We start from the raw sequence: 19,762 nt of genomic DNA on the forward strand, positions 1-19,762 counted from the left end.
CACCACAAGCCAGTAAATACATCCTTTTCACTGACTTTTGCGTAATGGATAGCTTTGAAAGGGAGGTGCCGAAGGCGGAGGGATTCTTCGCTAAAATGCCAGCAACGAACGAAAATGTGTGGCGAACGATGTCGACAACAGAAGCTCTAAAACTCATCGAACAAGCAGCAGCGGAAGAATGGACAGAGCTTGATTTATCGGGAATGGATCTGGAAGAGTTGCCACCAGAAATCAGAAAGCTAGACAAACTTGAAACCCTAATCCTTTACAACGAACAAGTGTCCTCAAACCGGAATGGGCAACCGGAGGTATTTATGAACTCCTGAGCGACGATCGCCTAAAAACCAAATCCAAGGGAATTTTCAGTTGCGATGACCTTACCCGTATCCTTGATGCAGCCCGCTACCCCAAAGAACGCCATCAGTACCTCATCGAGCTGATGAAAGAGTTTGAACTATCCTTTGCCCTCGACTGCAATCCACCTCGCTTTCTCATTCCCGGCATTCTCCCGAAAGACGAACCAGAAGACACTGACTTAGAAGGCGATACCCTCGAATTTCAGTACCATTACCGCGTTTTGCCTAACAGCATCATTTCGCGATTTATCGTTAAAACTCACGAGAAAATCCATAACGAAACCTATTGGCGTAGTGGTGTGATGCTGGCTTACAAAGAAAGTGACGAAACATGCAATGTTGCCCTTATAAAATCCGATCCAGAAGACAACAAAATCTTTATCGCCATTAGCGGCAAATGCGAAACCCGCCGCACATTTTTAGGTTTAATTCGCGATGTATTCAACAAACTCCATAGAAGCTTCGGCAATCTCGAAATCTCTGAATGGGTTCCAGTTCCTGACCATCCCAAACATCCGCCTCTCGATTACCAAGAACTTTTGGGGTTAGAAGCCATGGGCGAAACCCAAGTCACTATCGGCAAACTGCGCCTAAAACTTGAACTCCGCAAACTCCTTGATGGCTACGAACCCCTCCAACAACGACAGAGACAAACGGGTGACTATATTGAAAACCAAACAAATTATTACCAATATGGCAATGGCGATAACGTTGGACGCGACAAACGTCTATGAAGCTCCCCAATTTCCAAAATGCTTTTATTGATATTCAGAAACTGCGAGACTATAGCCTCAACCAAAATCATTCTCGTGGCAAGCACAAAGCCAGATTATTTGCCGCTATCCTAGATTTACAGAGTGCAGATGCAGACATCTTGGAAGAAATAATTAGAAACGCAATCAACCAAGAAGAAGCGATTCTCGGAATGCAAGACCAATATGGGCAGCGCTATACCGTCGATTTTGAGATTACCCGCAACCAAAACACAGCACCTGTCCGCACCACGTGGATTATTCGACCCGATGAGGACTTTCCTCGACTAACTAGTTGCTTCATTGTGAGGAAACGATAATGCTGACATTGACCGAACTTGAACTTTTAGATGTTGTAGCTTTGCGCGAATCTCTTCCAGAACAGAACCTGTTTGCGGGGCAAGTGGGCACAATTGTTGAAGATCTTGCACCAGATGTTTTTGAGGTGGAGTTTAGTGATGATGAAGGGCAAACCTACGCCATGCTCCCTTTAAAAGCAGAACAATTAATCAAACTCCATTACAACTCTCTTGAACCTGAAACTATGACTACAAATATCAATCAATTTGGCTCTGGTGATAACGTCGCAGGCGACAAAATCGTTCAAAGTGGCGGCAATTTTGGTATTGGCGTGATGAAAGGCGGCACAGTCGAACAAGGAGCTATTGTTGCAGGTCAATATCATGAATCTGGTGTTGATATGCAAGAAGTTCTGAAACTGATTGCTTCACTAAAGGAGACCGTACAGTTCTTTCCACAGGCACAACAGGAAGCTGTCACCATCGAAATCGAGGATCTTGAAACCGAAATCGCAAAGCCAGAAGAGCAACGCAAACTTGCAAGAGTCAAAAAGTATCTTGCAGCTTTAGCTACTGCCGGAACTGTGGCGATCGCCTCCCTTACTGCTGCCAATGAAGGGTTCGAGCAGATTGAGACTTTTGTCGATAACGCTAATACCCTTGCCAATAAATTTGATGTTGAGCTTGCCATTCCACCAGCCCAACAGCCCTAAGAAAATATCAGGGCGGCGATCGCCAAACCCTGCCCTAAAATAAGAACGACCCACTACATCTAGACTCGGTGAGCTTTTATGTCCTTTGTTGGTCTGCATATTCATAGCGATTATTCTCTGCTCGATGGCGCGTCCCAAATTAAGCCCCTAGTACAACGTGCCCAAGAGCTGAATATGCCGGCGATCGCCTTGACAGATCATGGCGTGATGTATGGCGCAATTGAGCTGCTGAAGACTTGCCGTGGCAAAGGCATTAAGCCCATTATCGGTAACGAGATGTATGTGATCAACGCAGACATCCAAGACAAATTGCAGAGCAACGGTAAATTAAAACGCCACAAAAAATATCATCAAGTTGTTCTCGCAAAAAATACCCAAGGCTACAAAAATCTCGTTAAACTCACCACCATTTCCCACCTTGAGGGCTACCAAGGGAGAGGCATTTTCGCCCGTCCCTGCATTAATAAAGAACTCATCGAAAAGCACCATGAAGGTCTAATCATGACCAGTGCTTGCCTTGGTGGCGAAGTTCCCCAGTGTATCCTTAAGGGCGATTACCAACGCGCCTACGATGTGGCGAAATGGTATCAAGATCTGCTGGGAGATGATTATTATCTCGAAATCCAAGACCATGGCTCCCAAGAAGACCGCATCGTCAATGTGGCGATCGTCAAAATTGCCCGTAAACTCGGCATTAAAATCATTGCGACCAATGACTCCCACTACATTTCTTGCTACGACGTTGAAGCCCACGATGCCCTACTCTGTATCCAAACCTCTAAGCTAATCACAGAGGATAAACGTCTCCGGTATAGCGGCACAGAATACATGAAGTCCGCCGATGAGATGCGCATGCTTTTTCAAGATCACCTCGACCCCGAAGTCATCGAAGAGGCGATCGCCAACACCCTAGAAGTCGCCGAAAAAGTCCAGCCTTACAAAATTCTTGGGGAACCCCGCATTCCCGATTACCCGATTCCCAGTGGTCACACCGCCGATAGCTACCTCGAAGAGGTGACTTGGGAAGGACTCAAGGAGCGCATGAAATGTAAGACCCGTGGCGAAGTTGACCCCACCTACAAGGAGCGCCTTGAATACGAACTAAAAATGATGCAACGGATGGGATTCTCTACCTATTTCCTCGTGGTGTGGGATTACATTAAATACGCTCGCGACCATGACATTCCCGTGGGTCCCGGACGAGGTTCTGCTGCGGGTTCCCTTGTCGCCTACGCCCTCGGTATTACCAATATTGACCCCATTCACCACACCCTACTATTCGAACGTTTCCTCAATCCTGAACGAAAATCAATGCCTGATGTGGACACCGATTTTTGCATTGAGCGGCGACAGGAAATGATCGAATACGTCACCAAAAAATATGGCAAAGAACGGGTGGCGCAGATTATTACCTTTAATAAAATGACCTCAAAAGCCGTCCTCAAGGATGTAGCGCGGGTGCTAGATATTCCCTACGCCGAGTCCGATGAAATGGCGAAAATGATTCCCGTCGCCCGAGGGAAACCGACAAAACTAAAAGTGATGATTTCCGACGATACACCGGAACCAGAATTTAAGCGGCGCTACGATACAGATCCGGCTGTGCGACGGTGGCTAGACATGGCGATCCGCATCGAGGGAACCAACAAAACCTTTGGGGTTCACGCTGCTGGCGTAGTCATTTCCTCCGACCCCCTCGACGAAGCTGTTCCCCTACAGCGCAACAATGAAGGGGCGGTGATCACGCAATACTACATGGAAGATGTGGAGGCGATGGGTCTCCTGAAAATGGACTTTTTAGGACTGCGGAATCTCACCACCATTAAAAAAACGGCTGACCTTGTTAAAGAGCACCGCAATGTTGAATTAGACCTCGATCAGCTGCCCCTTGATGAACGGCGCGCTCTAGAAATTTTGGCGAAGGGTACAGCAAAAAAATTACCTCCAGATATTAAAAATACCCACGGTTTGTTTGAAGAGGGTCAGCTGGCCGGGATTTTCCAGCTGGAATCCGACGGCATGAAAAAGATTGTGCAGGATTTGAAACCGTCAGGTATTGAGGATATTTCATCAATTTTGGCGCTCTATCGTCCGGGGCCATTGGACGCGGGATTAATCCCTATTTTCATTGACCGTAAACATGGCCGCGAAGAAATCCGTTATCAACACGAACTGTTGCAGCCGATTTTGAATGAAACTTACGGTGTGCTGGTTTACCAAGAGCAAATCATGAAAATGGCGCAGGATTTGGCGGGTTATTCCCTTGGTGAGGCGGATCTATTGCGGCGGGCGATGGGTAAAAAGAAAATTGCTGAGATGAAAAAGCACGAGGTTAAATTCATTGACGGCGCGGCAAAAAATGGTGTGCCTCAGGAAGTCTCGAAAGATCTCTTTGACCAGATGGTGAAATTTGCGGAGTACTGTCTTGCTGGCGATACGCCCCTAGTGACGGTGGAGTACGGGGTTTTGCCAATTCAAGAAATTGTTGAGCGCGAACTAATGTGCCATGTTTATAGCGTTGACCAAAATGGCTTGGTTTACACCCAACCAATTGAACAGTGGCATCAGCGGGGCGATCGCCTGATGTTTGAATACGAACTAGAAAATGGCAGCATTATCCGCGCAACACCAGACCATAAATTCTTAACCGCAGACGGGCAAATGGTGGCAATTGACGAAATTTTCCAGCGAAGTTTGGAATTAGCCGATTACTCAAATTTGGCTGTCCCTAAACTGATATCCGCGGCCTAAATCATTAAGCATGCTCGGAAGTGCGACGCGGTGAATGGGAGAGCGAGAGATAGGGAGATGTTTCTATGCAAACAATCCTGGCTTTCAAAAAATGCAAATTGTCGTTGCTTCCCCGTGTCTCTCCCTCTCCGTGTCTCCTTTTCTCTAAAGAATTTNTGGCTACATTCTTATCCATAACTGACGTTAAATTATTAAACCAACGCCAGTTCTCCAACAACATCGAGACGCTTATAGGGACTGAGGGATAAAAATTGCTCAGAAAGTGTATCGGAAACCGCTGGCGAAATCCAACCGAGACGAGTAAGGAGGTATAACGCCACGGCGTACTTTGCCCGCTTCGCGCCGTCTTGAACCTTAATGGCTAAGCCTAAACCTTCGCCCACGCGACCGATACATTGAATACCCTCTGCACCGGATTTACTAACGATTTCCCCCTCAGACAGGCGCATTAGCTCCGTATCAAAGCCCCCTTTGCCAGCGACCATTGTGGGGTGATAGGTCATCGCTCTCACGACCCGTTCTACATCAAGGCGATCGCCGGATGCGAGGTGAGCATAAAGCGTTGCCATCTGGCGCAGCTGCATCAGATAAGTGGGCACACCACAGTCATCCTTCGCCGCAATAAACTCTTGGGGCGGCATTTTCAAAAGTTCCGCCACCTTATTCAAAATCAACTCTTGCACCGGATGATTTTTTTCCATGTAGCTACTCAAGCTCCAATTGCAATGCTTACAAGTGAGCAACATCCCGGCGTGCTTACCAGAACAGTTGTGTTCTAGGGCGCTATCTTTGCCGTGGGGAATCGGACACTGTAAAACCTGAGATTCGAGATCCGCTTGCCATAAAATGCGAAAAACTTGGCGAGCATGCTCCTTTGTACCCTTGTGAGAACTGCAAATCACGGCCAAGTCCTTATCGGTTAGCTTGTAATGCTCGATACTCCCTGTGCCAACCACTGCAAGGGCTTGGAATGGTTTAAGGGCAGAGCGGATAAAGGCAGAGCTTTCGCCATCACCTGCGACTGAGAGCACGCGACCCTTCGTATCACACACCACCGCTTCGGCAAGGTGTGTCGATTCCTTGAGACCCTCCCGTAGCAGACTGATTTCAAGTTTCGGAGATTTTATGCGATTGCCTCTGGACATAATGTTTTGGGATGTGAGGTGAACTGAAAAACGATAGGGAGAAGTGAAATTAGAGTAAAAATAACGCCGTTAAACAAGCCGCTGCGATCGCCAGAACAATTAGACTCGTTTGCAAAATCCGCTGGAGAATGGGCGCAATCTCGTAGGACACAATCAAGCGATCCCGTTGTAGAACCGAAGCTGGTTTCCGCCAAATTTGGCCGTCGTACCAGCCAGACTCTTCATAGAAAAGATTTTCCGTGTGGAGGCGATCGCGAATATAACGCCAACCCAAGTATAAACGTACTAATACCAAGCCAAGTAAAAACATACCACCGAGGCTGGCACTAAGAACGAGCTTCGTTGGATAACGATCTAGGGGAAAACTTGCCCAAGCAATAGGAGTCACAATTAAAGTCGCCCACAGCCAAATCCAAGCAACCTTACGAATATAGATCAACATTTCGCTTGTGCCCCAGCTAAAAAACCAAGACTCCTTCAGTTGGCTATATTCATTTAGAGGCTGTTGCTCATCGGGAACAGGGCAAAAAGTTGTTTGAAAATCGTTCATGGATGGCGGCGCTGAAAAGAAAAACCTTTTTGTGACAGTGTAACTTTTTTTATACTTGTGGGGGATTACAGAGCATTAAGTCAAAAAAAATCTGAGGCGATCGCCACCATGGCAGTTTTTTGGCATTTCATTTAACCCCATCAACACCGGCTTTATCGTTAGTGGTAAAGCGATTTTTAGGCAACATAGCCAGAAATTCAGAGTCACACCCAAACTTTTTCTTAAGAAAAGCAAGAAATTTTACGATTTTCTTAAGTAGGCTACCCTCAAATTATCTAGATTTGTTAAACTGCTACAAATGCAATTGCATAGGCGTAAATGGAGAATTACCGAACTAATCAGTCGATAATTCCCTATACCTTTACACCCTGCGGATGAGGAGAATCAGTCCATGAACATGGAGACATTAGAATTCATCATCTACCCCGACGGTCGAGTCAAAGAGAAAGTCACGGGTATCGTCGGCGCTTCGTGTCAAGAGGTTACTGCTGCAATTGAAAAAGAGTTGGGCATCGTAATGTCCACCGAAAAAACATCTGACTATTATGCCCAGTCGGTTGAACAGTCCGCTGAAACAACCAATTCTGTGCAAAGTAGTTGGTAATTTTTTTTATTTCAACAATAAAAAATAATCTTTAACTCAAATCAACCCGTAAAAAGCCTATGTCTCACTTCAGCAACATCAAAACCAAAATCCGTAATCTGTCTTCCCTAAAAGCAGCTCTTAAGGGCATGGACATTGACTGGAAAGAAGGCCCAACACCCGTCCGCGGTTACCAGGGACAAACCCAAACCGCTGAAGTGGTCATCGAGCAAGACAATGCCTATGACATCGGCTTTAGCTGGAATGGCAGCGAGTACGAGCTCGTCGCTGATTTACAGTACTGGCAACAGCCCCTTACGGTAGATGGTTTTCTCAATCGCCTCACCCAAGGCTATGCTCTGCACACCATTCTCGATGAAACCAATAAGCAAGGCTTTCAAGTGAGCGAGCAACAGAAAAACGAAGATGGCTCTATTCGTCTTGTGGTTCAGCGTTGGAGCTAGGTTATGACCTTTGATCCTGCCCCCCAGCGTTCTGGTCAAGAGCCAGAGTTGGGGGGATTTCTGAGAAATAATGATGAGCGGTCTGGTTTTGAGCCAGAGCTTGGTGGTTTTTTACGCCAAAAAGGTGTTTATGTTGATGAAACAACCTGCATTGGCTGTAAGCATTGTGCCCATACGGCTCCTAATACTTTCTATATAGAGGAAGAGCATGGTCGGGCTAGGGTTTTTCGTCAAGATGGTGATGCTGAGGATATCATCCAAGAAGCTGCGGACACTTGTCCGGTAGATTGTATCCATTGGCTGGATTACACCGTCGTGCAAGAGAAAGAGACGGCAAGGAAGTATCAGGTTGTGCGTCCCCTAGGATTGCCTCAGGAAGGGGCAAGTCAGGGTAGTTTGCATAATCAGTCATCGACGAAATTTCCTTAGGATCTGAAGGCGAATGCAGCTAATGGTGTGATATTGGTTGCAAAGTTGTTGGGGGTTAATGAGGGGCGATCGCCGCCTGATTTTTTAGATTAATTGTCTAGGGGGCTGATGGCAGTTCCTTCTCTTTGTCTTGACAATAGTTATTTAGGGATTCACCCGTGGTTTTCTCAAGTTGTCCGGCTGTTTGGGCGCGTGCTTGGGCGGCCATGGCTTTTTCTAGATCTTTTTTTTGCCAAGCTTCAACCATGGTGTAGGTGGCTTGGGCTTGTTCGTTATAGATATCGCTCACTTGGGTCTGGTAATTTTGAAGTATGGAATCATCGATATTGACGTTGGCGATCGCCTCGGAGCCTTTACTAAGGATGTCAGCTGCTTGGAGCCAGATATCTAGATTTGGTTCTTCGCCCTCGGCCATTTGTTCTGATTGAGTAATGGTTTGGGCTTCGATGACAACGTTATTGATAGTTTCGAGTAGCTCCTGGCATTCATAGACGACAGGGTCAATCCTTTGGCAAGCCATAAGGGCGAATAGGCTAAAGGTAGAGCAGCAGGAAAGGGAAAGGTGGCGTAGGGTCACAGAAATAATTCGGCAAAGGAGTCTTGGGTAGTGTACAAAATTGACAGCGCTCTTTGTGTTTGGACATAAGCTCATGGCAATTGTACGTATTTTAGAACCGGAAGTGATGGATGATCCTGCCGAGGCGATCGCCTACGATGCGATGGATTTTTCCGATGTTAACCAAGATTTTGCCAACCTCGTTGTGCAGACCTATGGTGGCGAAACGGCAAAGGTTTTAGATTTAGGGACAGGCACTGCAAGAATTCCGATTTTTGTGGCTCAGCAGCGCCCCCAGTGGCAAATTATTGCAACTGATTTAGCGCCATCAATGTTAGCGGTCGGCCAAAAAAATATTGAAGCGGCTAATGTCACCGGGCAAATTCAGCTACAGCTTGCAGACTCGAAGCAGTTACCGTTCGGCGATCGCACCTTTGACGTGATTATGTCCAATAGCTTAATTCATCATTTGCCAGATCCGCTGCCCTGTTTTCAGGAAATGCGACGATTATTAAAACCCCAAGGCGTTATTATTTTGCGGGATTTATTTCGTCCCACCAGTGTCGCCAAAATTGATGACATTATCGCCGGCGTTGACGACGCAGATTTTGATCCACACCAACTAAAGTTATTTCGAGACTCGTTATTTGCCGCCTTTACCGTTGAAGAAATTCAGGCGATCGCCGACCAAACAGGGTTAGCCACAGCCAAAGTCGAACAAACCTCTGAGCGCCATTGGACATTAGTGTTTGTAGATTAATTGGGTGAAGTTTAAATGCGCGAGAGTAATTCCGCCTTTTTTGTTTGAAACTCTTCCTCTGTGAGAACGCCCTGTTCCTTGAGCTGGCCTAGTTTTTCAAGGGTTTGGTAAATATCTGCCGCCTTGTCACCCTCTTCCTTTTCGAGGTCTGAAACATAGCCTTTTCCTTTTTCGAAAGCACTATCATAGGCTGATTTTACTTTTTCTTCGACAAAATCAGAGAGGGAACCGCCCGTCTCAAAATGATTAATCACCACTTGCCCCACCGCGTAGGTGGAAGCACCAGAGGTGATGGACATGGACGCACCGCCGATCACCGACCCAATTCCCGGAATCGCCTTAATAAAACTAGCGCCTAAACGAGCTAAGGTCGTCCCCGTTAGCGCTGAGACAAAGGTTTTGCCCATACTGCGCGAGTAGTTAACACCATAGAGTTGGGCGAGCTGCTGGATCATTTCTAATTGAATGGCTGTTACAGCCGCAAAATCTACTAGGGGAATGGGAATCAGACCACCGCCCATCGCCCAGATAACGTGGGATTTAATGATGGCCGTTGCCTCGGTTTTGTTACTCATGGCTAGATCTCTACTCGTGCTTAAGGGTCTTTAGTTCCATGGTAGTCAGCAAAAAATTGCTTTTAGAAAAGTCTTAATTTTTGGTTGTATTTATATCTGTTTGAATATCTGTTCGAATATCTGTTTGCCCAATAAAGGCGATCGCCCTACCCTCCTAACAGAGTGTTCAAGCCGAATGGCTTATTGAAGAAAATCAAATAAAGGCGATCGCCCTAGGGTGATGGTTCGGTTGTCTACATTGCAGAATGCTTTTAAATATGCCTAGGATAAAAAGGCGTAACATTAAAATCTTTACCTGTATTTAGTGATGACTAAGGCACAAACAAAGCAATCACAATCCCAGCAATCTGAAGAACAAGAAAAAATCCTCTGCCCCCATTGCAAGCGCACGGCAACAAATGGCATTAAATGCAAGGGCATCTGTGTTGCAGATGATGATTACTAATAGAAATTATTGATGCTAGTTGTGCCTAACTAGTGCACTTTTTGTTTGGATATTTTCGATTTACTTAGACAAAAAAGAGGGCAATATTAAGCATAATCAAGACCCCTAATAAGGTCAGGTTAATTTGAATTTCCCTGCGACTTTCCGTGATTTTATTCCCTAATATTTTTTTCGTTTTATCTTTGAGATAGCGTTGAAGAAAAAAAGGTAGCCGATCAAAGTACTTTTTGTACTTTAAAATCGAAACCACCACATTGAAAACATTAAATAAAGTAATGCCAAGCATTGCCCAGCGGTACAGGCTATAAAAATTTAGATTGCCATCAAAAGATAATAGAATCTGTGGAAAAAAATTGGTGATTTCAATAGAGGTTGGCATTTCCATCAATGTTGACTTTCTGTGGTACTAAAGCAGATCTCAATCAATGATCAATTAACAAATCGCGTGAACCCGCACCTATTTAGGTTCGGTTCTACAGGTTCTTTTTTTTGCGGAATGCACTTATTATCAACCTAGCTTGGTCGAGAAAACAGTTTTATGAATGCAAATTTTGAACTAGATCAGTTAGAAATCAGTAAGACGATTAGTTCTGTGCTGCGGCATGCAAATGAAGATTGTGATGACCAGCCAATTTCGGTAAATCAGCGTCGTCGCCAGTGGCGTGGGGCGATCGCCGCCCTAGAGAGATTATTACAAGATCAAGATCCCCAAAAACATTCAGCTGGCATGGTGCTCTCAAGTCCTAGCCCAATGTTCTGCGATCGCCAAATTTCGGAGCATTATCAGCAGGTTGTCTTTGCCCCCAAAAGTCTCCAAGAAGTTGCCATTAGTACGCTACAGCTAACGGGCATTGTGGAAGATTGTCCAAGTACTGCGACCCATAGCTTTTTAGAATTTCCCATTTTTGCTAACGATCCGCTGCATCAAGAACGGTTTTGTCTCGTGCTCACGCCGCAGTTTAGTTTTGCCATGGTCTCCGCCGATGAGGGGGGCTTCCAATTTTCCTTTGACCCGGCAGTATTTAATGAATTGTGGCAAATGTTGCGCTGGCGTATGGCGCTTACACAACCCTTTCAATTTCAAACCATTCAGCAATTGTGGCGACAGTTTGCACCCGTTGCGCCGGATTATCGCTTGGTGTCACGTTTTAGTCAGTTGATGCTGCGATCGCTCCCGGATATGAATCTCGTTACGGCCACACCGAAAACCAAACCCGTTAAAGAAAAAGTATCGGTCTCCCGGGATATTCAACCTGAGTTGGAATTGTTGCAAGCCCTGACCCACGAGATTCGGACACCCCTGACAACGATTCGCACCATGACCAAGCTATTACTAAAAAAGAAAAAGCATTTAACAGGAGATATCGTCAAGCGCATTGAAACCATTGAGCAAGAATGCAACGAGCAGATTCGTCGTATGGAGTTAATTTTCCGAGCCGCCGAACTGGAAACGCCTTCCCACTGTCGCGAAGTTCAGCTCATTCCGACTTCCCTCGAGCAAATTTTTTACAATGGTATTCCTCTGTGGCAGAAGCAAGCCCAGCGTCGCAATGTTGATTTGCAAGTGATTTTGCCCCAAACGCTTCCCCATGTGGTGAGTGACCCTGCGATGCTCGACCAAGTGCTTTCTGGCCTGATTGAAACCTTTACTCGACGCTTGCCTTCTGGTTCTGAGGTGCAGATTCATGTGTCGACTGCTGGTAATCAGTTAAAGCTAGAGGTTCAATCCCAAGGGATTGGGCAAAAATGTCTCGAAAAGGCGATCGGACAGTTATTGATTTTCCAGCCTGAAACGGGTAGCCTGAGCCTAAATTTTAATGTTACAAAAAATCTTTTCCATGCCCTAGGTGGTAAGCTGCGCATTCGCCAGCGCCCTTCTGGGGATGATGTTTTTACGATCTTTTTACCCCTCGGCAATAATATTTCTTTAACGGTTTAAGTCTGGCAAGCTCTAGAAAATATTGAGTTGTTTGGGTTCGCTGGCTGCTGCAATAATGCGATCGCAGCCGGAGTCTGGGTGCGCCCAACGGTAATGGCATTCTTTGGGATTTCCCCAACATAGGGCAAGGTAAACTTCGTCGCGTCCGATATCAATTTCTGCCCATTCGGCCAGCTGGGCTGCAAGGTGAATTTTATCGATGGTTAGGGGATAGGTTTCGTGATTTTTTAGCTCCCAAAACTTTAGTCCAGAGGTGATTTGCCACCAAAATTGTAGAACTTCTGCTTTGGCGTTCTGCAAAATGATTTTGTCGGATTCAATGGCAATGAGCTGTTGGTGAATTTCTGGCAGCCGGAGGTGATGTTCTCCGACAATGAGTTCGCGCCAGATAATGCCTGACACCCCTTGTTCTAGTTGGTATTTATGGATTTGTTGGGTGAAATCTTTGCAGGCAAAGACTTTGCCCGCTTGCTCTAGATCTAGAGCCATGCTGACAATGGGGACTCCTACACGATCTTCCGAAGATAATAATAGGCGATCGCCCCGCCATGCGGCTTTAAGTTCTTGGTCGAGAATCCGAATGAGATCTTGGGTACTGTAGGTCATGACTTCCGAGCTAGTCAATGTATTTCTAACGATACCCTGCCCAAGGACTGACTTCCACTACACCATTTGGTCTGAAAACAACATTTACTTGGGTTAAAGGCTCTTGGGGAATAATACTTTGACCCGGAATAATGCCTGCTGCATCGGGCTGTATCAATTCTGGTAAGGGCGTTTCATTGACTGCAGTCTCCGCCGCACCATTTCCTGAAACATAGAAGGCGATCGCCCCGTCGTCAGTCACCCCAATGCTATAGCGAAGCGCCGTATCAGTGGCAACGGTTCTACCATCTAAAGCACTGGTAATATCACGACGCACACTAGCTATCAAATCGCGCAGTGCATCACCGCGAACGGCACTTGTATCAAAGGCAATTTCGCGGTCATAACCGTTCCAAGGGCTGACTTCTAAAACCTTGTCGTTAAAGACAACTTTAAATTGACCCACTTCTTCTGAGTTGGCGATCGCCTCATCCACCGAAGAATAAGCCAACTGCGGTAATGGCGTTGAATTAACCAAATCCTCCGGTGTATTCTCAATCGGTTGATAACCAACAATCGCGCCATCCGTTGCCATCGATAGACGATAGGCCGCCATTTGATTGTCTGGACGATCAGTCCAAGCCTCATTCAGCGTCTGGTAAAGATAAGTTTGCATCATCGCTAAACTTAAACCATCATCAATTTCCGGTACCGCCGTCAGTAGCTGGTCTAATTCCTCATCAGAAACCACAGCCTCTTCCGGTACTGTTGCGTTCGGGTCATTTTCCGCCAAGCCCGGTGGCGTTGCACCATCCGTTGAATTTTCCGCTGTTTGTTCAATATTTTCTGTACCACCATCATTGGCTGCCTCCTCCACAGGGCGAGTTGCTTCGGGTATCGGCGCAAAAAAGAGCGCAAAAGCAGTAAGGGCAAAACCACTAACACCAATTAGAGGGGGCGTGACGCGCTCCGCTAAAGATTGTTCAGGAATGCTATAACGACGACTGAGGGGCTGTAACGATAGACCAAAATTCGGCAAGGTGAGACCGTCCGCTAAAAATTGGTCGATCGCCTCAGTGAGATCAAACAATTCCGCCGTAGTGAGGTGAACTTCATTATGAGCTTGATCCGTCGCGCCGACATCGCCCTGTTGCCAGACAACACGGTGAATATTACTCGGTGCAATGGTTTCGATCATTACTTGACCATCCCCAGTCGTCCCCTCTGGATCAATGGGGTGCTGCATCCCACTTAATAAACCCTGGGCATATTCACTCACTGCCCGCACAAGATGGTCAAAAAAGACTTTGCCGCCATTAAGCACCTGCCGAGAAGTGACAAAGCGACATTCCACATTAGACAAGACAGCAAGGGTTTGTAGAGTGTCTCCCGTACCATCATCAAAACCTTCGAGGATCAAAGTGCAATTGGGGAGACTATATTGTCTGAGAATATTCATCGTTTACTTAACTAACTTCTCCATCAAATAAACTCACCCATAGTCGCTGGGTGCCAACGGTTCCAGTACAAAAAAGTAATTTCTGGAGTAAATCAAGGGCCAGTTCGTTGAGGTCTTGCTTGGACTGGTTGTAAAGCATCACCCGCACACGACGGGAGTTCATGCGACTTTTGAAATGGGCGCGAAATCGCTCTAAATATTCAGATAAACGGAAATGGCTATCAAAGGGCAGCTGTCGGCTCCGAACTTGCTGTTCTGCCAAAAGCAGCTGGCGTAACAATGCTGTAAGCTGCTTCGCGCGATCGCCGACAATAAGCACTAAAGCCTTTGCTTGGGTGGGGGTCAAATCCCGGTGGGTGTGCGATCGCCGCCAAGGATTACTACACCGCAACCGCCAGAGAGCGACTCGATTGGTGATGATACTATCCAGCTCAAGACGTTTTGCCGAAGCAAGCATCAATTCTGAGCCACCTAGTTCGAGGGCTTCGAGAGCAAGCAGCAATAAATCAATTTGCTGTTGGGCACGTCGCGGAAAAGCCTTACCTTCCGGCAAAATATCCGGTAAATTGCGCAGCAGATACGGTTGCTCCGATGTCGATAATTGAGATGGACTAGGGTTGGGCATTACGCTCACAGGATCATTCATGCTTACGGGCAAAAGTGCACGGTTACGATATTGTTCGTCACTTCAGAAGACTAATCCGAAGAAAATCAGACGGTGACACCGTTCAAATCATAGATGACGACGTACTGATCGACGCAAATATTAGCGGATCTGTTCGATCAGTGTAGCGCATGGTGCAAAGAAAATTTTATGGCTCAGATGAAGATAAAAAGCGGGTCTAGCCATCGGTCACTTCGCCAGTCACAAGCACAAAAGGCTGCACAATTAAAGTTGAGAATTTACGTCCTGCGACTCGACTCCAAGCCGTTAATTCTTCTGTCATGGGTTTACGCACCAAAGTGCCCTCCATCCACTGGCTGACCAGCGCGGTGTTATCCGTGGCGATCGCCTCACCAACCATCAACAAATCAAGGGAAGGATGAACGACAATAATCGCATCACGAGCCGCATGGGGAGCAAGATCCTGCCATTCACTTTCCCCAAAACCCGTCTTTAATTGTTCGCGCAGATCTGACATAAAACTATTGAGAGCAACTGTAAAGATGTACTGGATTTTCGAACTTTTGACAATAAAACCTGCTGATAACCGGAGTTCCCTCAACATGCCAAAACTTTTTTGCGTTATTTCTTGACAATCCAATTTTGTCTGGATATATTAGTTAAGGCTTAAATAAATACGTTTAACGCTTTGGGGTATCGCCAAGCGGTAAGGCAGCGGTTTTTGGTACCGCCATTCCTAGGTTCGAATCCTAGTACCCCAGTTTTCAGACAAGACGAATTTACTCCTTCAGTTTTACAGCCGTCCCCGTTGCTGTGATCAGAAGTAGTACCCCCTTTTCGTCGACATTAACAGTCCCTGTATCCACACTGATACCAATGACAGCATTAGCGCCTTGCTTATGGGCACGCTGCTCCAATTCTTTGAGAGCATCTTGGTGTCCCTTTTGGAAAACCTTTTCATAGCTGCCTGTTCTGCCGCCGATCATGTCACGAATCCCCGCGAAAAAATCCCGTAGTGCGTTGGTTCCATAGACCACCTCTGCGGTGACAATACCTTGGTAGGATTCGATGGTTTTACCTTGGATATCCGTTGTGGTTGTCAAAATCAAAATATTTTCCTCTGTTTTTATTTAGTATAAGCGGCTGATTTGTGAAGCAAAGAAAGCTGAAATCCCACGTTTTGGATAACGTTAATCGAGACAGTCCAACGCGCCAGACCAAAAATATTCTTCTTATTTTTCTAGAAAAATGATTGGGTGTCTTGCCCCACATACTGGGTCTGGGTATTCACAGGTGATGGCAAATCTTTAGTAGAGCAAAAAATCAATATTTTGACCCTAGCAAATCCATGCTTTCACCCTTACGGATCGATAAAATAGTACAACTTCCAGATAAGGTTAAGTCTTGTGTCGCTTGCTCTTCGGCACTTTGGCTGAGGTCAGACTGTTATTAAAAAATTACGATCAAGATATGTAATTTCAGCGCTCATTTATGGTTAACACGATGTTTAGGGATTGCTGCTTTGTTTCTTTAAACATTGGCAAGCAAGTTGTCTGAAGTGTGGCCGTAATTTTTTGACACAGGGTGTTGTAGGGATACCAACGAAGAAAAGGCTTGGAATCAAAAGGAAAATGTAACACGATGAGAGCGATAGCAAACTCACCACTGGCGAATACCTATCCTGTCCCAGACAACGAATCGCAACGTCTAGAAGCTTTGCGTGACTATGGTATTTTAGACTCTTTGCCGGAACAAAGTTTTGATGATTTGACGGCGATCGCCGCCCAGATTTGTGGCACTCCCATTGCATTAATCAGCCTCATAGATGATGAGCGTCAATGGTTTAAATCTCACCTTGGTCTCAACAGTACAGAAACCCCGCGAGAACAAGCCTTTTGTGCCCATGCCATCATGCAGTCAGAACCAGTAATGGTCGTTCCAAATGCTTTAGAAGATAAGCGTTTTGCCGAAAATCCTTTAGTAACCGACGATCCCAACATTCGTTTCTACGCAGGAGCGCCATTGGTAAACTCCGATGGTTATGCCCTCGGCACCTTGTGTGTCATTGATCAGCAGCCGCGCGAGTTGGATGTCTCCCAGAAGAACGCTCTAGCGGCCTTAGGTCGTCAAGTCATCGCTCAGCTAGAGCTGTCTAAGCAAACCCGACTTTTAAATCAAGAATTAGCAATATCAGATCAAAAACAAAATGAGCTGGCCAGTACTTTAAGACAGTTAAAACAAACCCAAACAAGCTTGATCAATGCCGAAAAGATGTCTACTCTTGGGCATTTAGTCAGAGGCATTGCCCATGAAATCAATAATCCGATCAACTTTATTTACGGAAATATTCAAAGTCTAAAAACCTATACAAAAGAGTTACTAGAACTAATTGACTTGTATCAAAAAGAAGTCAAAGAACCATCATTAGAATTAACTACATTCAGCAAAGAAATTGACTTGGATTACCTGATCAATGATCTACCGCATTTATTTCGGTCGATGCAGAGTGGCGCTGAGCGTATTGAAAATATTGTAAAATCTCTTCGATTACTAGCTCATTTAGGCGAAAAAGGCCGGAAAAGTATTAATGTCAACACTAATTTAGAAGCTATTCTTGACTTATTGCAAGCTCAAATAGATGAACAAAAATTAGAGATTGAACTTGTGAAGGATTATGATGAAAAACTGCCCAATATCACTTGTGATGCTGGTGCTGTGAACCATGCTGTGATGCTGATACTTCATAATGCTATCGATGCTTTAAAGGAAGGGGTGGGAATCGAGCATTCAGAAGATGCGAAACCAAGAATTTCTGTATCTAGCCGGATAATTAATCCGGGTAAAATTTGTATTTCTATTGCAGACAATGCAATGGGAATTGAGCTTTCAAAACAGGAGAAGATTTTTGAACCGTTTTTTAGCACAAAGCCGATTGGGCAAGGTACAGGGCTTGGTCTAGCAATTTGTCGACAAACAATTGACCAGCATAATGGTGAATTATGTTGTTACTCTAGGGTGAATTTTGGAACCACTTTTGACATCGTTTTACCTGTCAACAAAAGGTGATTTTAATTTAGTGGTTAATGTTAGATTTTTTTTGCTGTGATGTCTGTAAAAAATAGATATTTAATTGTTGAAAAAGTCTTGGGTTAAGGTCTCAATATTATGGGTTTTCTGTTTGGAGTGGTAGGACTCGGAATGTTTTACTTTGCAGAATAGGGTAGGTTTTGCCAACGGCTTCGTCAAAGGCTTTTTCTGCTGCTTGAATGGTGGCTTGGGTAATGGTTTGTTTATGTTGTATGCCTTGCCAGTGGTTGATCATGATTAGTTGGTTTGGCTGTCGGCTATCTTGCCAAATTTCTTTGCCTCGGTATTCTGGCGATCGCCGATTGATGGGATCCCAAATTTCGGTTTCTTTGGCGATAAATAATGCCTGTTCTTCTTGGGGAACTTCAAATTGTAACCACTCAATGATGTCCGTATCCTGTGATGCGGCAACGGGAGCTGCCCAATATAGGGCGACACCACCGAGGAAAATTAAGTAGCTAAGGCAACAGGCTACAAAGCTGCGTATTTTTTGTTGGGTTTTATGGGTTTTATGGGTTTTTAAATTATTCATCACCAATAATGCGTAGACGAACACTGGTTTCCCCTGATTCATCAAGGTCAACTTCAATGACTTCACCACTAAGAATTTCTAGGGAACCGAGGAGTGATCGCAGATAGGGATTACTTGCGCCAGTATCGACATAGAGGCGATCGGCGAGTTTACCCATGCGCTTCCACGTAGTAAAGAGTTTAACAACAGCCTGCTCCATTTGGGTCGCTTGTTTGACAAGGTCTGCGGCAGTGCCGAGACAATCTAAACGTAACGCTTCTTCTAGGGCCATTTCGAGGTCGATATTGGCTTTGCGCAAGGTTTGAACCTGGGAAGCGGAGTCCATATATTTCGCGAGACTTTTTGCCTCTGTGGTGACGCTTTTAACAGTGTCGGAGTCTGGTTTTTCGCGGATTTCTTCCTGAATTGCTGTGACGTGACTTTCCGGCAGTTTCTCCATTTCCTTGACGAGGGGCGAAAGAAAACGACTGGGTAATGCACCACTCGCAGCTTGTTCTTTGACTTCATCGGGCAGCAAATCGGAGTTCATGGTTGTCCATTCATCGGAGAGTTGCTTCACTTCTCGGCGGGTAATGCGATCGCCCTTTTGAGCTGCTTCGGAGATCAATTGCTGAATTTCGGGGGAGGATTTTGCGGTTTCAACGAAGGCATTTTTACTGAAATTATTAATGCTCGTTGCGTCTAGCTGGCCATCGGCGAGTAATGTGTCGGCACTATTGGCCAGTTCGATCAAATTGTAGGCTTGGCTTTTGGTGATTTCCCGCTGTTTTAGCCAGTTTAGAAATCCTGCACCGCGACCTTCGCCGCCTTTCTTTTCGCGATCGCGCACCGCCCGCATAATTCTGCCGCGCCAAATATCGGTCTGGAGATCAAAGCGATCGCAGACTTGCCATGCCCGCTCAATCTGACTTTCAAACTCTGCCTCATGGAGCTTATCGTCCTCTGGATCTGGTAGCTCAAATCCAAACTCGTTGCTGGTCATTGCTGCTGCCGAAAGGTCTTCTGGTGCGATCTCAGTGAAGCTAGTCATAAATATCCGATATTTTTCCCGTAAGCCTCAATAATCTTAGAAGCGTAGACCCAATTCCGACAAGAAATTTGTTGAGATTAGCCTAATTGTCACTGGTAGGTTTAGATCCCCGACTTCTTGAAAATTT

At 45.7% G+C, this 19,762-nt stretch carries 23 protein-coding genes and 1 tRNA gene; 12 read left to right on the plus strand and 12 right to left on the minus strand.

Annotated features, from left to right (window positions below; all coding sequences use genetic code 11):
* The 5 genes from NIES208_RS12845 to NIES208_RS12865 all read left to right on the plus strand — a co-directional run.
* Nucleotides 1–326, plus strand: a 326-nt coding sequence (locus NIES208_RS12845) for a hypothetical protein (RefSeq protein WP_216349405.1), incomplete at its 5' end; no start/stop codon positions are given.
* Nucleotides 323–1,090, plus strand: coding sequence for a COR domain-containing protein (locus NIES208_RS12850; protein ID WP_235641390.1), 768 nt, complete (start codon nt 323–325; stop codon nt 1,088–1,090). The genes NIES208_RS12845 and NIES208_RS12850, both read left to right, overlap by 4 nt.
* Nucleotides 1,087–1,428: a DUF6883 domain-containing protein gene (locus NIES208_RS12855; protein ID WP_075893383.1), complete on the plus strand. Its 342-nt coding sequence runs from the start codon at nt 1,087–1,089 to the stop codon at nt 1,426–1,428. Before NIES208_RS12850 ends, NIES208_RS12855 begins: the two co-directional genes overlap by 4 nt.
* On the plus strand, nt 1,428–2,120 hold the full coding sequence (locus NIES208_RS19520) for a DUF4926 domain-containing protein (protein ID WP_084176626.1): 693 nt from the start codon (nt 1,428–1,430) through the stop codon (nt 2,118–2,120). Before NIES208_RS12855 ends, NIES208_RS19520 begins: the two co-directional genes overlap by 1 nt.
* A 78-nt stretch (nt 2,121–2,198) precedes the next feature.
* Nucleotides 2,199–4,871 carry a DNA polymerase III subunit alpha gene (locus NIES208_RS12865; protein ID WP_075893385.1) on the plus strand — a complete coding sequence of 891 codons (2,673 nt, stop codon included), beginning with the start codon at nt 2,199–2,201 and terminating at the stop codon, nt 4,869–4,871.
* Nucleotides 4,872–5,062: 191 nt separating this feature from the next.
* Here the strand turns inward: NIES208_RS12865 and NIES208_RS12870 are convergent, their stop codons facing one another.
* Nucleotides 5,063–6,016 (minus strand): asparaginase, encoded by a 954-nt coding sequence (locus NIES208_RS12870; RefSeq protein ID WP_075893387.1) that lies wholly within the window; start codon nt 6,014–6,016, stop codon nt 5,063–5,065.
* A 49-nt stretch (nt 6,017–6,065) separates the two neighbouring features.
* A complete protein-coding gene (locus tag NIES208_RS12875) occupies nt 6,066–6,566 on the minus strand; it encodes a CGLD27 family protein (RefSeq protein ID WP_075893389.1) in 501 nt (166 codons plus the stop codon).
* Nucleotides 6,567–6,957: 391 nt separating this feature from the next.
* Between NIES208_RS12875 and NIES208_RS12880 the strand changes: the two genes are divergently transcribed.
* The 3 genes from NIES208_RS12880 to NIES208_RS12890 are packed head-to-tail and all read left to right on the plus strand — an operon-like array spanning nt 6,958 to nt 8,042.
* Nucleotides 6,958–7,170, plus strand: a complete 213-nt coding sequence (locus NIES208_RS12880) for a DUF2997 domain-containing protein (RefSeq protein WP_075893391.1) — start codon at nt 6,958–6,960, stop codon at nt 7,168–7,170.
* Between the two features lie 59 nt (nt 7,171–7,229).
* A complete protein-coding gene (locus tag NIES208_RS12885) occupies nt 7,230–7,613 on the plus strand; it encodes a DUF1257 domain-containing protein (RefSeq protein WP_075893393.1) in 384 nt (127 codons plus the stop codon).
* Nucleotides 7,614–7,616: 3 nt separating this feature from the next.
* A complete protein-coding gene (locus tag NIES208_RS12890) occupies nt 7,617–8,042 on the plus strand; it encodes a ferredoxin (protein WP_075893395.1) in 426 nt (141 codons plus the stop codon).
* Nucleotides 8,043–8,139: 97 nt separating this feature from the next.
* On the opposite strand, the gene NIES208_RS19015 is transcribed toward NIES208_RS12890, so the two are convergent.
* Entirely contained in the window at nt 8,140–8,619 is a 480-nt protein-coding gene (locus NIES208_RS19015) for a hypothetical protein (protein WP_216349406.1), read from the minus strand.
* A 79-nt stretch (nt 8,620–8,698) separates the two neighbouring features.
* On the opposite strand from NIES208_RS19015, the gene NIES208_RS12900 reads away from it, so the two are divergent.
* The gene (locus NIES208_RS12900; RefSeq protein WP_315861640.1) at nt 8,699–9,358 is read left to right on the plus strand and encodes a class I SAM-dependent methyltransferase; all 660 of its coding nucleotides are present in this window, start codon (nt 8,699–8,701) and stop codon (nt 9,356–9,358) included.
* Nucleotides 9,359–9,369: 11 nt separating this feature from the next.
* Here NIES208_RS12900 and NIES208_RS12905 read toward each other — a convergent pair whose 3' ends face one another.
* Both NIES208_RS12905 and NIES208_RS12910 read right to left on the minus strand, forming a co-directional pair.
* On the minus strand, nt 9,370–9,933 hold the full coding sequence (locus NIES208_RS12905) for a DUF697 domain-containing protein (RefSeq protein ID WP_075893398.1): 564 nt from the start codon (nt 9,931–9,933) through the stop codon (nt 9,370–9,372).
* Nucleotides 9,934–10,442: 509 nt separating this feature from the next.
* Nucleotides 10,443–10,763: a hypothetical protein gene (locus tag NIES208_RS12910; protein WP_075893399.1), complete on the minus strand. Its 321-nt coding sequence runs from the start codon at nt 10,761–10,763 to the stop codon at nt 10,443–10,445.
* A gap of 153 nt (nt 10,764–10,916) precedes the next feature.
* Here NIES208_RS12910 and NIES208_RS12915 point away from each other — a divergent pair, with 153 nt between their 5' ends.
* A complete protein-coding gene (locus NIES208_RS12915) occupies nt 10,917–12,317 on the plus strand; it encodes a sensor histidine kinase (protein WP_075893400.1) in 1,401 nt (466 codons plus the stop codon).
* Nucleotides 12,318–12,329: 12 nt separating this feature from the next.
* Here NIES208_RS12915 and NIES208_RS12920 read toward each other — a convergent pair whose 3' ends face one another.
* The 4 genes from NIES208_RS12920 to NIES208_RS12935 all read right to left on the minus strand — a co-directional run bounded on the left by NIES208_RS12920 (nt 12,330) and on the right by NIES208_RS12935 (nt 15,503).
* A complete protein-coding gene (locus NIES208_RS12920) occupies nt 12,330–12,923 on the minus strand; it encodes a hypothetical protein (RefSeq protein WP_075893401.1) in 594 nt (197 codons plus the stop codon).
* A 25-nt stretch (nt 12,924–12,948) separates the two neighbouring features.
* A complete protein-coding gene (locus NIES208_RS12925; protein ID WP_075893402.1) occupies nt 12,949–14,361 on the minus strand; it encodes a DUF4335 domain-containing protein in 1,413 nt (470 codons plus the stop codon).
* Nucleotides 14,362–14,368: 7 nt separating this feature from the next.
* Nucleotides 14,369–15,007 (minus strand): DUF3038 domain-containing protein, encoded by a 639-nt coding sequence (locus tag NIES208_RS12930; protein WP_139325056.1) that lies wholly within the window; start codon nt 15,005–15,007, stop codon nt 14,369–14,371.
* A 196-nt stretch (nt 15,008–15,203) separates the two neighbouring features.
* Nucleotides 15,204–15,503 (minus strand): DUF2288 domain-containing protein, encoded by a 300-nt coding sequence (locus tag NIES208_RS12935; protein WP_075893428.1) that lies wholly within the window; start codon nt 15,501–15,503, stop codon nt 15,204–15,206.
* 172 nt (nt 15,504–15,675) lie between these two features.
* On the opposite strand from NIES208_RS12935, the gene NIES208_RS12940 reads away from it, so the two are divergent.
* A tRNA-Gln gene (locus tag NIES208_RS12940) sits at nt 15,676–15,747 on the plus strand.
* A gap of 18 nt (nt 15,748–15,765) precedes the next feature.
* Here the strand turns inward: NIES208_RS12940 and NIES208_RS12945 are convergent.
* Entirely contained in the window at nt 15,766–16,095 is a 330-nt protein-coding gene (locus tag NIES208_RS12945; protein WP_075893403.1) for a YbjQ family protein, read from the minus strand.
* A gap of 505 nt (nt 16,096–16,600) precedes the next feature.
* On the opposite strand from NIES208_RS12945, the gene NIES208_RS12950 reads away from it, so the two are divergent.
* Nucleotides 16,601–18,052 (plus strand): ATP-binding protein, encoded by a 1,452-nt coding sequence (locus NIES208_RS12950; protein ID WP_139325057.1) that lies wholly within the window; start codon nt 16,601–16,603, stop codon nt 18,050–18,052.
* Nucleotides 18,053–18,149: 97 nt separating this feature from the next.
* Here NIES208_RS12950 and NIES208_RS12955 read toward each other — a convergent pair whose 3' ends face one another.
* Together NIES208_RS12955 and NIES208_RS12960 are read right to left on the minus strand one after the other, a co-directional pair.
* Nucleotides 18,150–18,605, minus strand: coding sequence for a TIGR03792 family protein (locus NIES208_RS12955; RefSeq protein WP_075893405.1), 456 nt, complete (start codon nt 18,603–18,605; stop codon nt 18,150–18,152).
* Entirely contained in the window at nt 18,598–19,635 is a 1,038-nt protein-coding gene (locus tag NIES208_RS12960; RefSeq protein ID WP_075893406.1) for a hypothetical protein, read from the minus strand. The genes NIES208_RS12955 and NIES208_RS12960 overlap by 8 nt, the downstream gene beginning before the upstream one ends.
* Nucleotides 19,636–19,762: the final 127 nt, after the last annotated feature.

The organism is [Limnothrix rosea] IAM M-220, from assembly GCF_001904615.1.
Lineage (GTDB): Bacteria > Cyanobacteriota > Cyanobacteriia > Cyanobacteriales > MRBY01 > MRBY01.

What these genes read in the sequence shown, in the direction of transcription:
- NIES208_RS12855 (WP_075893383.1), top strand. Translation starts at nt 1,087, where the DNA reads ATGAAGCTCCCCAATTTCCAAAATGCTTTTATTGATATTCAGAAACTG.
- NIES208_RS19520 (WP_084176626.1), top strand. Translation starts at nt 1,428, where the DNA reads ATGCTGACATTGACCGAACTTGAACTTTTAGATGTTGTAGCTTTGCGC.
- NIES208_RS12865 (WP_075893385.1), top strand. Translation starts at nt 2,199, where the DNA reads ATGTCCTTTGTTGGTCTGCATATTCATAGCGATTATTCTCTGCTCGAT.
- NIES208_RS12870 (WP_075893387.1), bottom strand. Translation starts at nt 6,016, where the DNA reads ATGTCCAGAGGCAATCGCATAAAATCTCCGAAACTTGAAATCAGTCTG.
- NIES208_RS12875 (WP_075893389.1), bottom strand. Translation starts at nt 6,566, where the DNA reads ATGAACGATTTTCAAACAACTTTTTGCCCTGTTCCCGATGAGCAACAG.
- NIES208_RS12880 (WP_075893391.1), top strand. Translation starts at nt 6,958, where the DNA reads ATGAACATGGAGACATTAGAATTCATCATCTACCCCGACGGTCGAGTC.
- NIES208_RS12885 (WP_075893393.1), top strand. Translation starts at nt 7,230, where the DNA reads ATGTCTCACTTCAGCAACATCAAAACCAAAATCCGTAATCTGTCTTCC.
- NIES208_RS12890 (WP_075893395.1), top strand. Translation starts at nt 7,617, where the DNA reads ATGACCTTTGATCCTGCCCCCCAGCGTTCTGGTCAAGAGCCAGAGTTG.
- NIES208_RS12905 (WP_075893398.1), bottom strand. Translation starts at nt 9,933, where the DNA reads ATGAGTAACAAAACCGAGGCAACGGCCATCATTAAATCCCACGTTATC.
- NIES208_RS12910 (WP_075893399.1), bottom strand. Translation starts at nt 10,763, where the DNA reads ATGGAAATGCCAACCTCTATTGAAATCACCAATTTTTTTCCACAGATT.
- NIES208_RS12915 (WP_075893400.1), top strand. Translation starts at nt 10,917, where the DNA reads ATGAATGCAAATTTTGAACTAGATCAGTTAGAAATCAGTAAGACGATT.
- NIES208_RS12920 (WP_075893401.1), bottom strand. Translation starts at nt 12,923, where the DNA reads ATGACCTACAGTACCCAAGATCTCATTCGGATTCTCGACCAAGAACTT.
- NIES208_RS12925 (WP_075893402.1), bottom strand. Translation starts at nt 14,361, where the DNA reads ATGAATATTCTCAGACAATATAGTCTCCCCAATTGCACTTTGATCCTC.
- NIES208_RS12930 (WP_139325056.1), bottom strand. Translation starts at nt 15,007, where the DNA reads ATGAATGATCCTGTGAGCGTAATGCCCAACCCTAGTCCATCTCAATTA.
- NIES208_RS12935 (WP_075893428.1), bottom strand. Translation starts at nt 15,503, where the DNA reads ATGTCAGATCTGCGCGAACAATTAAAGACGGGTTTTGGGGAAAGTGAA.
- NIES208_RS12955 (WP_075893405.1), bottom strand. Translation starts at nt 18,605, where the DNA reads ATGAATAATTTAAAAACCCATAAAACCCATAAAACCCAACAAAAAATA.
- NIES208_RS12960 (WP_075893406.1), bottom strand. Translation starts at nt 19,635, where the DNA reads ATGACTAGCTTCACTGAGATCGCACCAGAAGACCTTTCGGCAGCAGCA.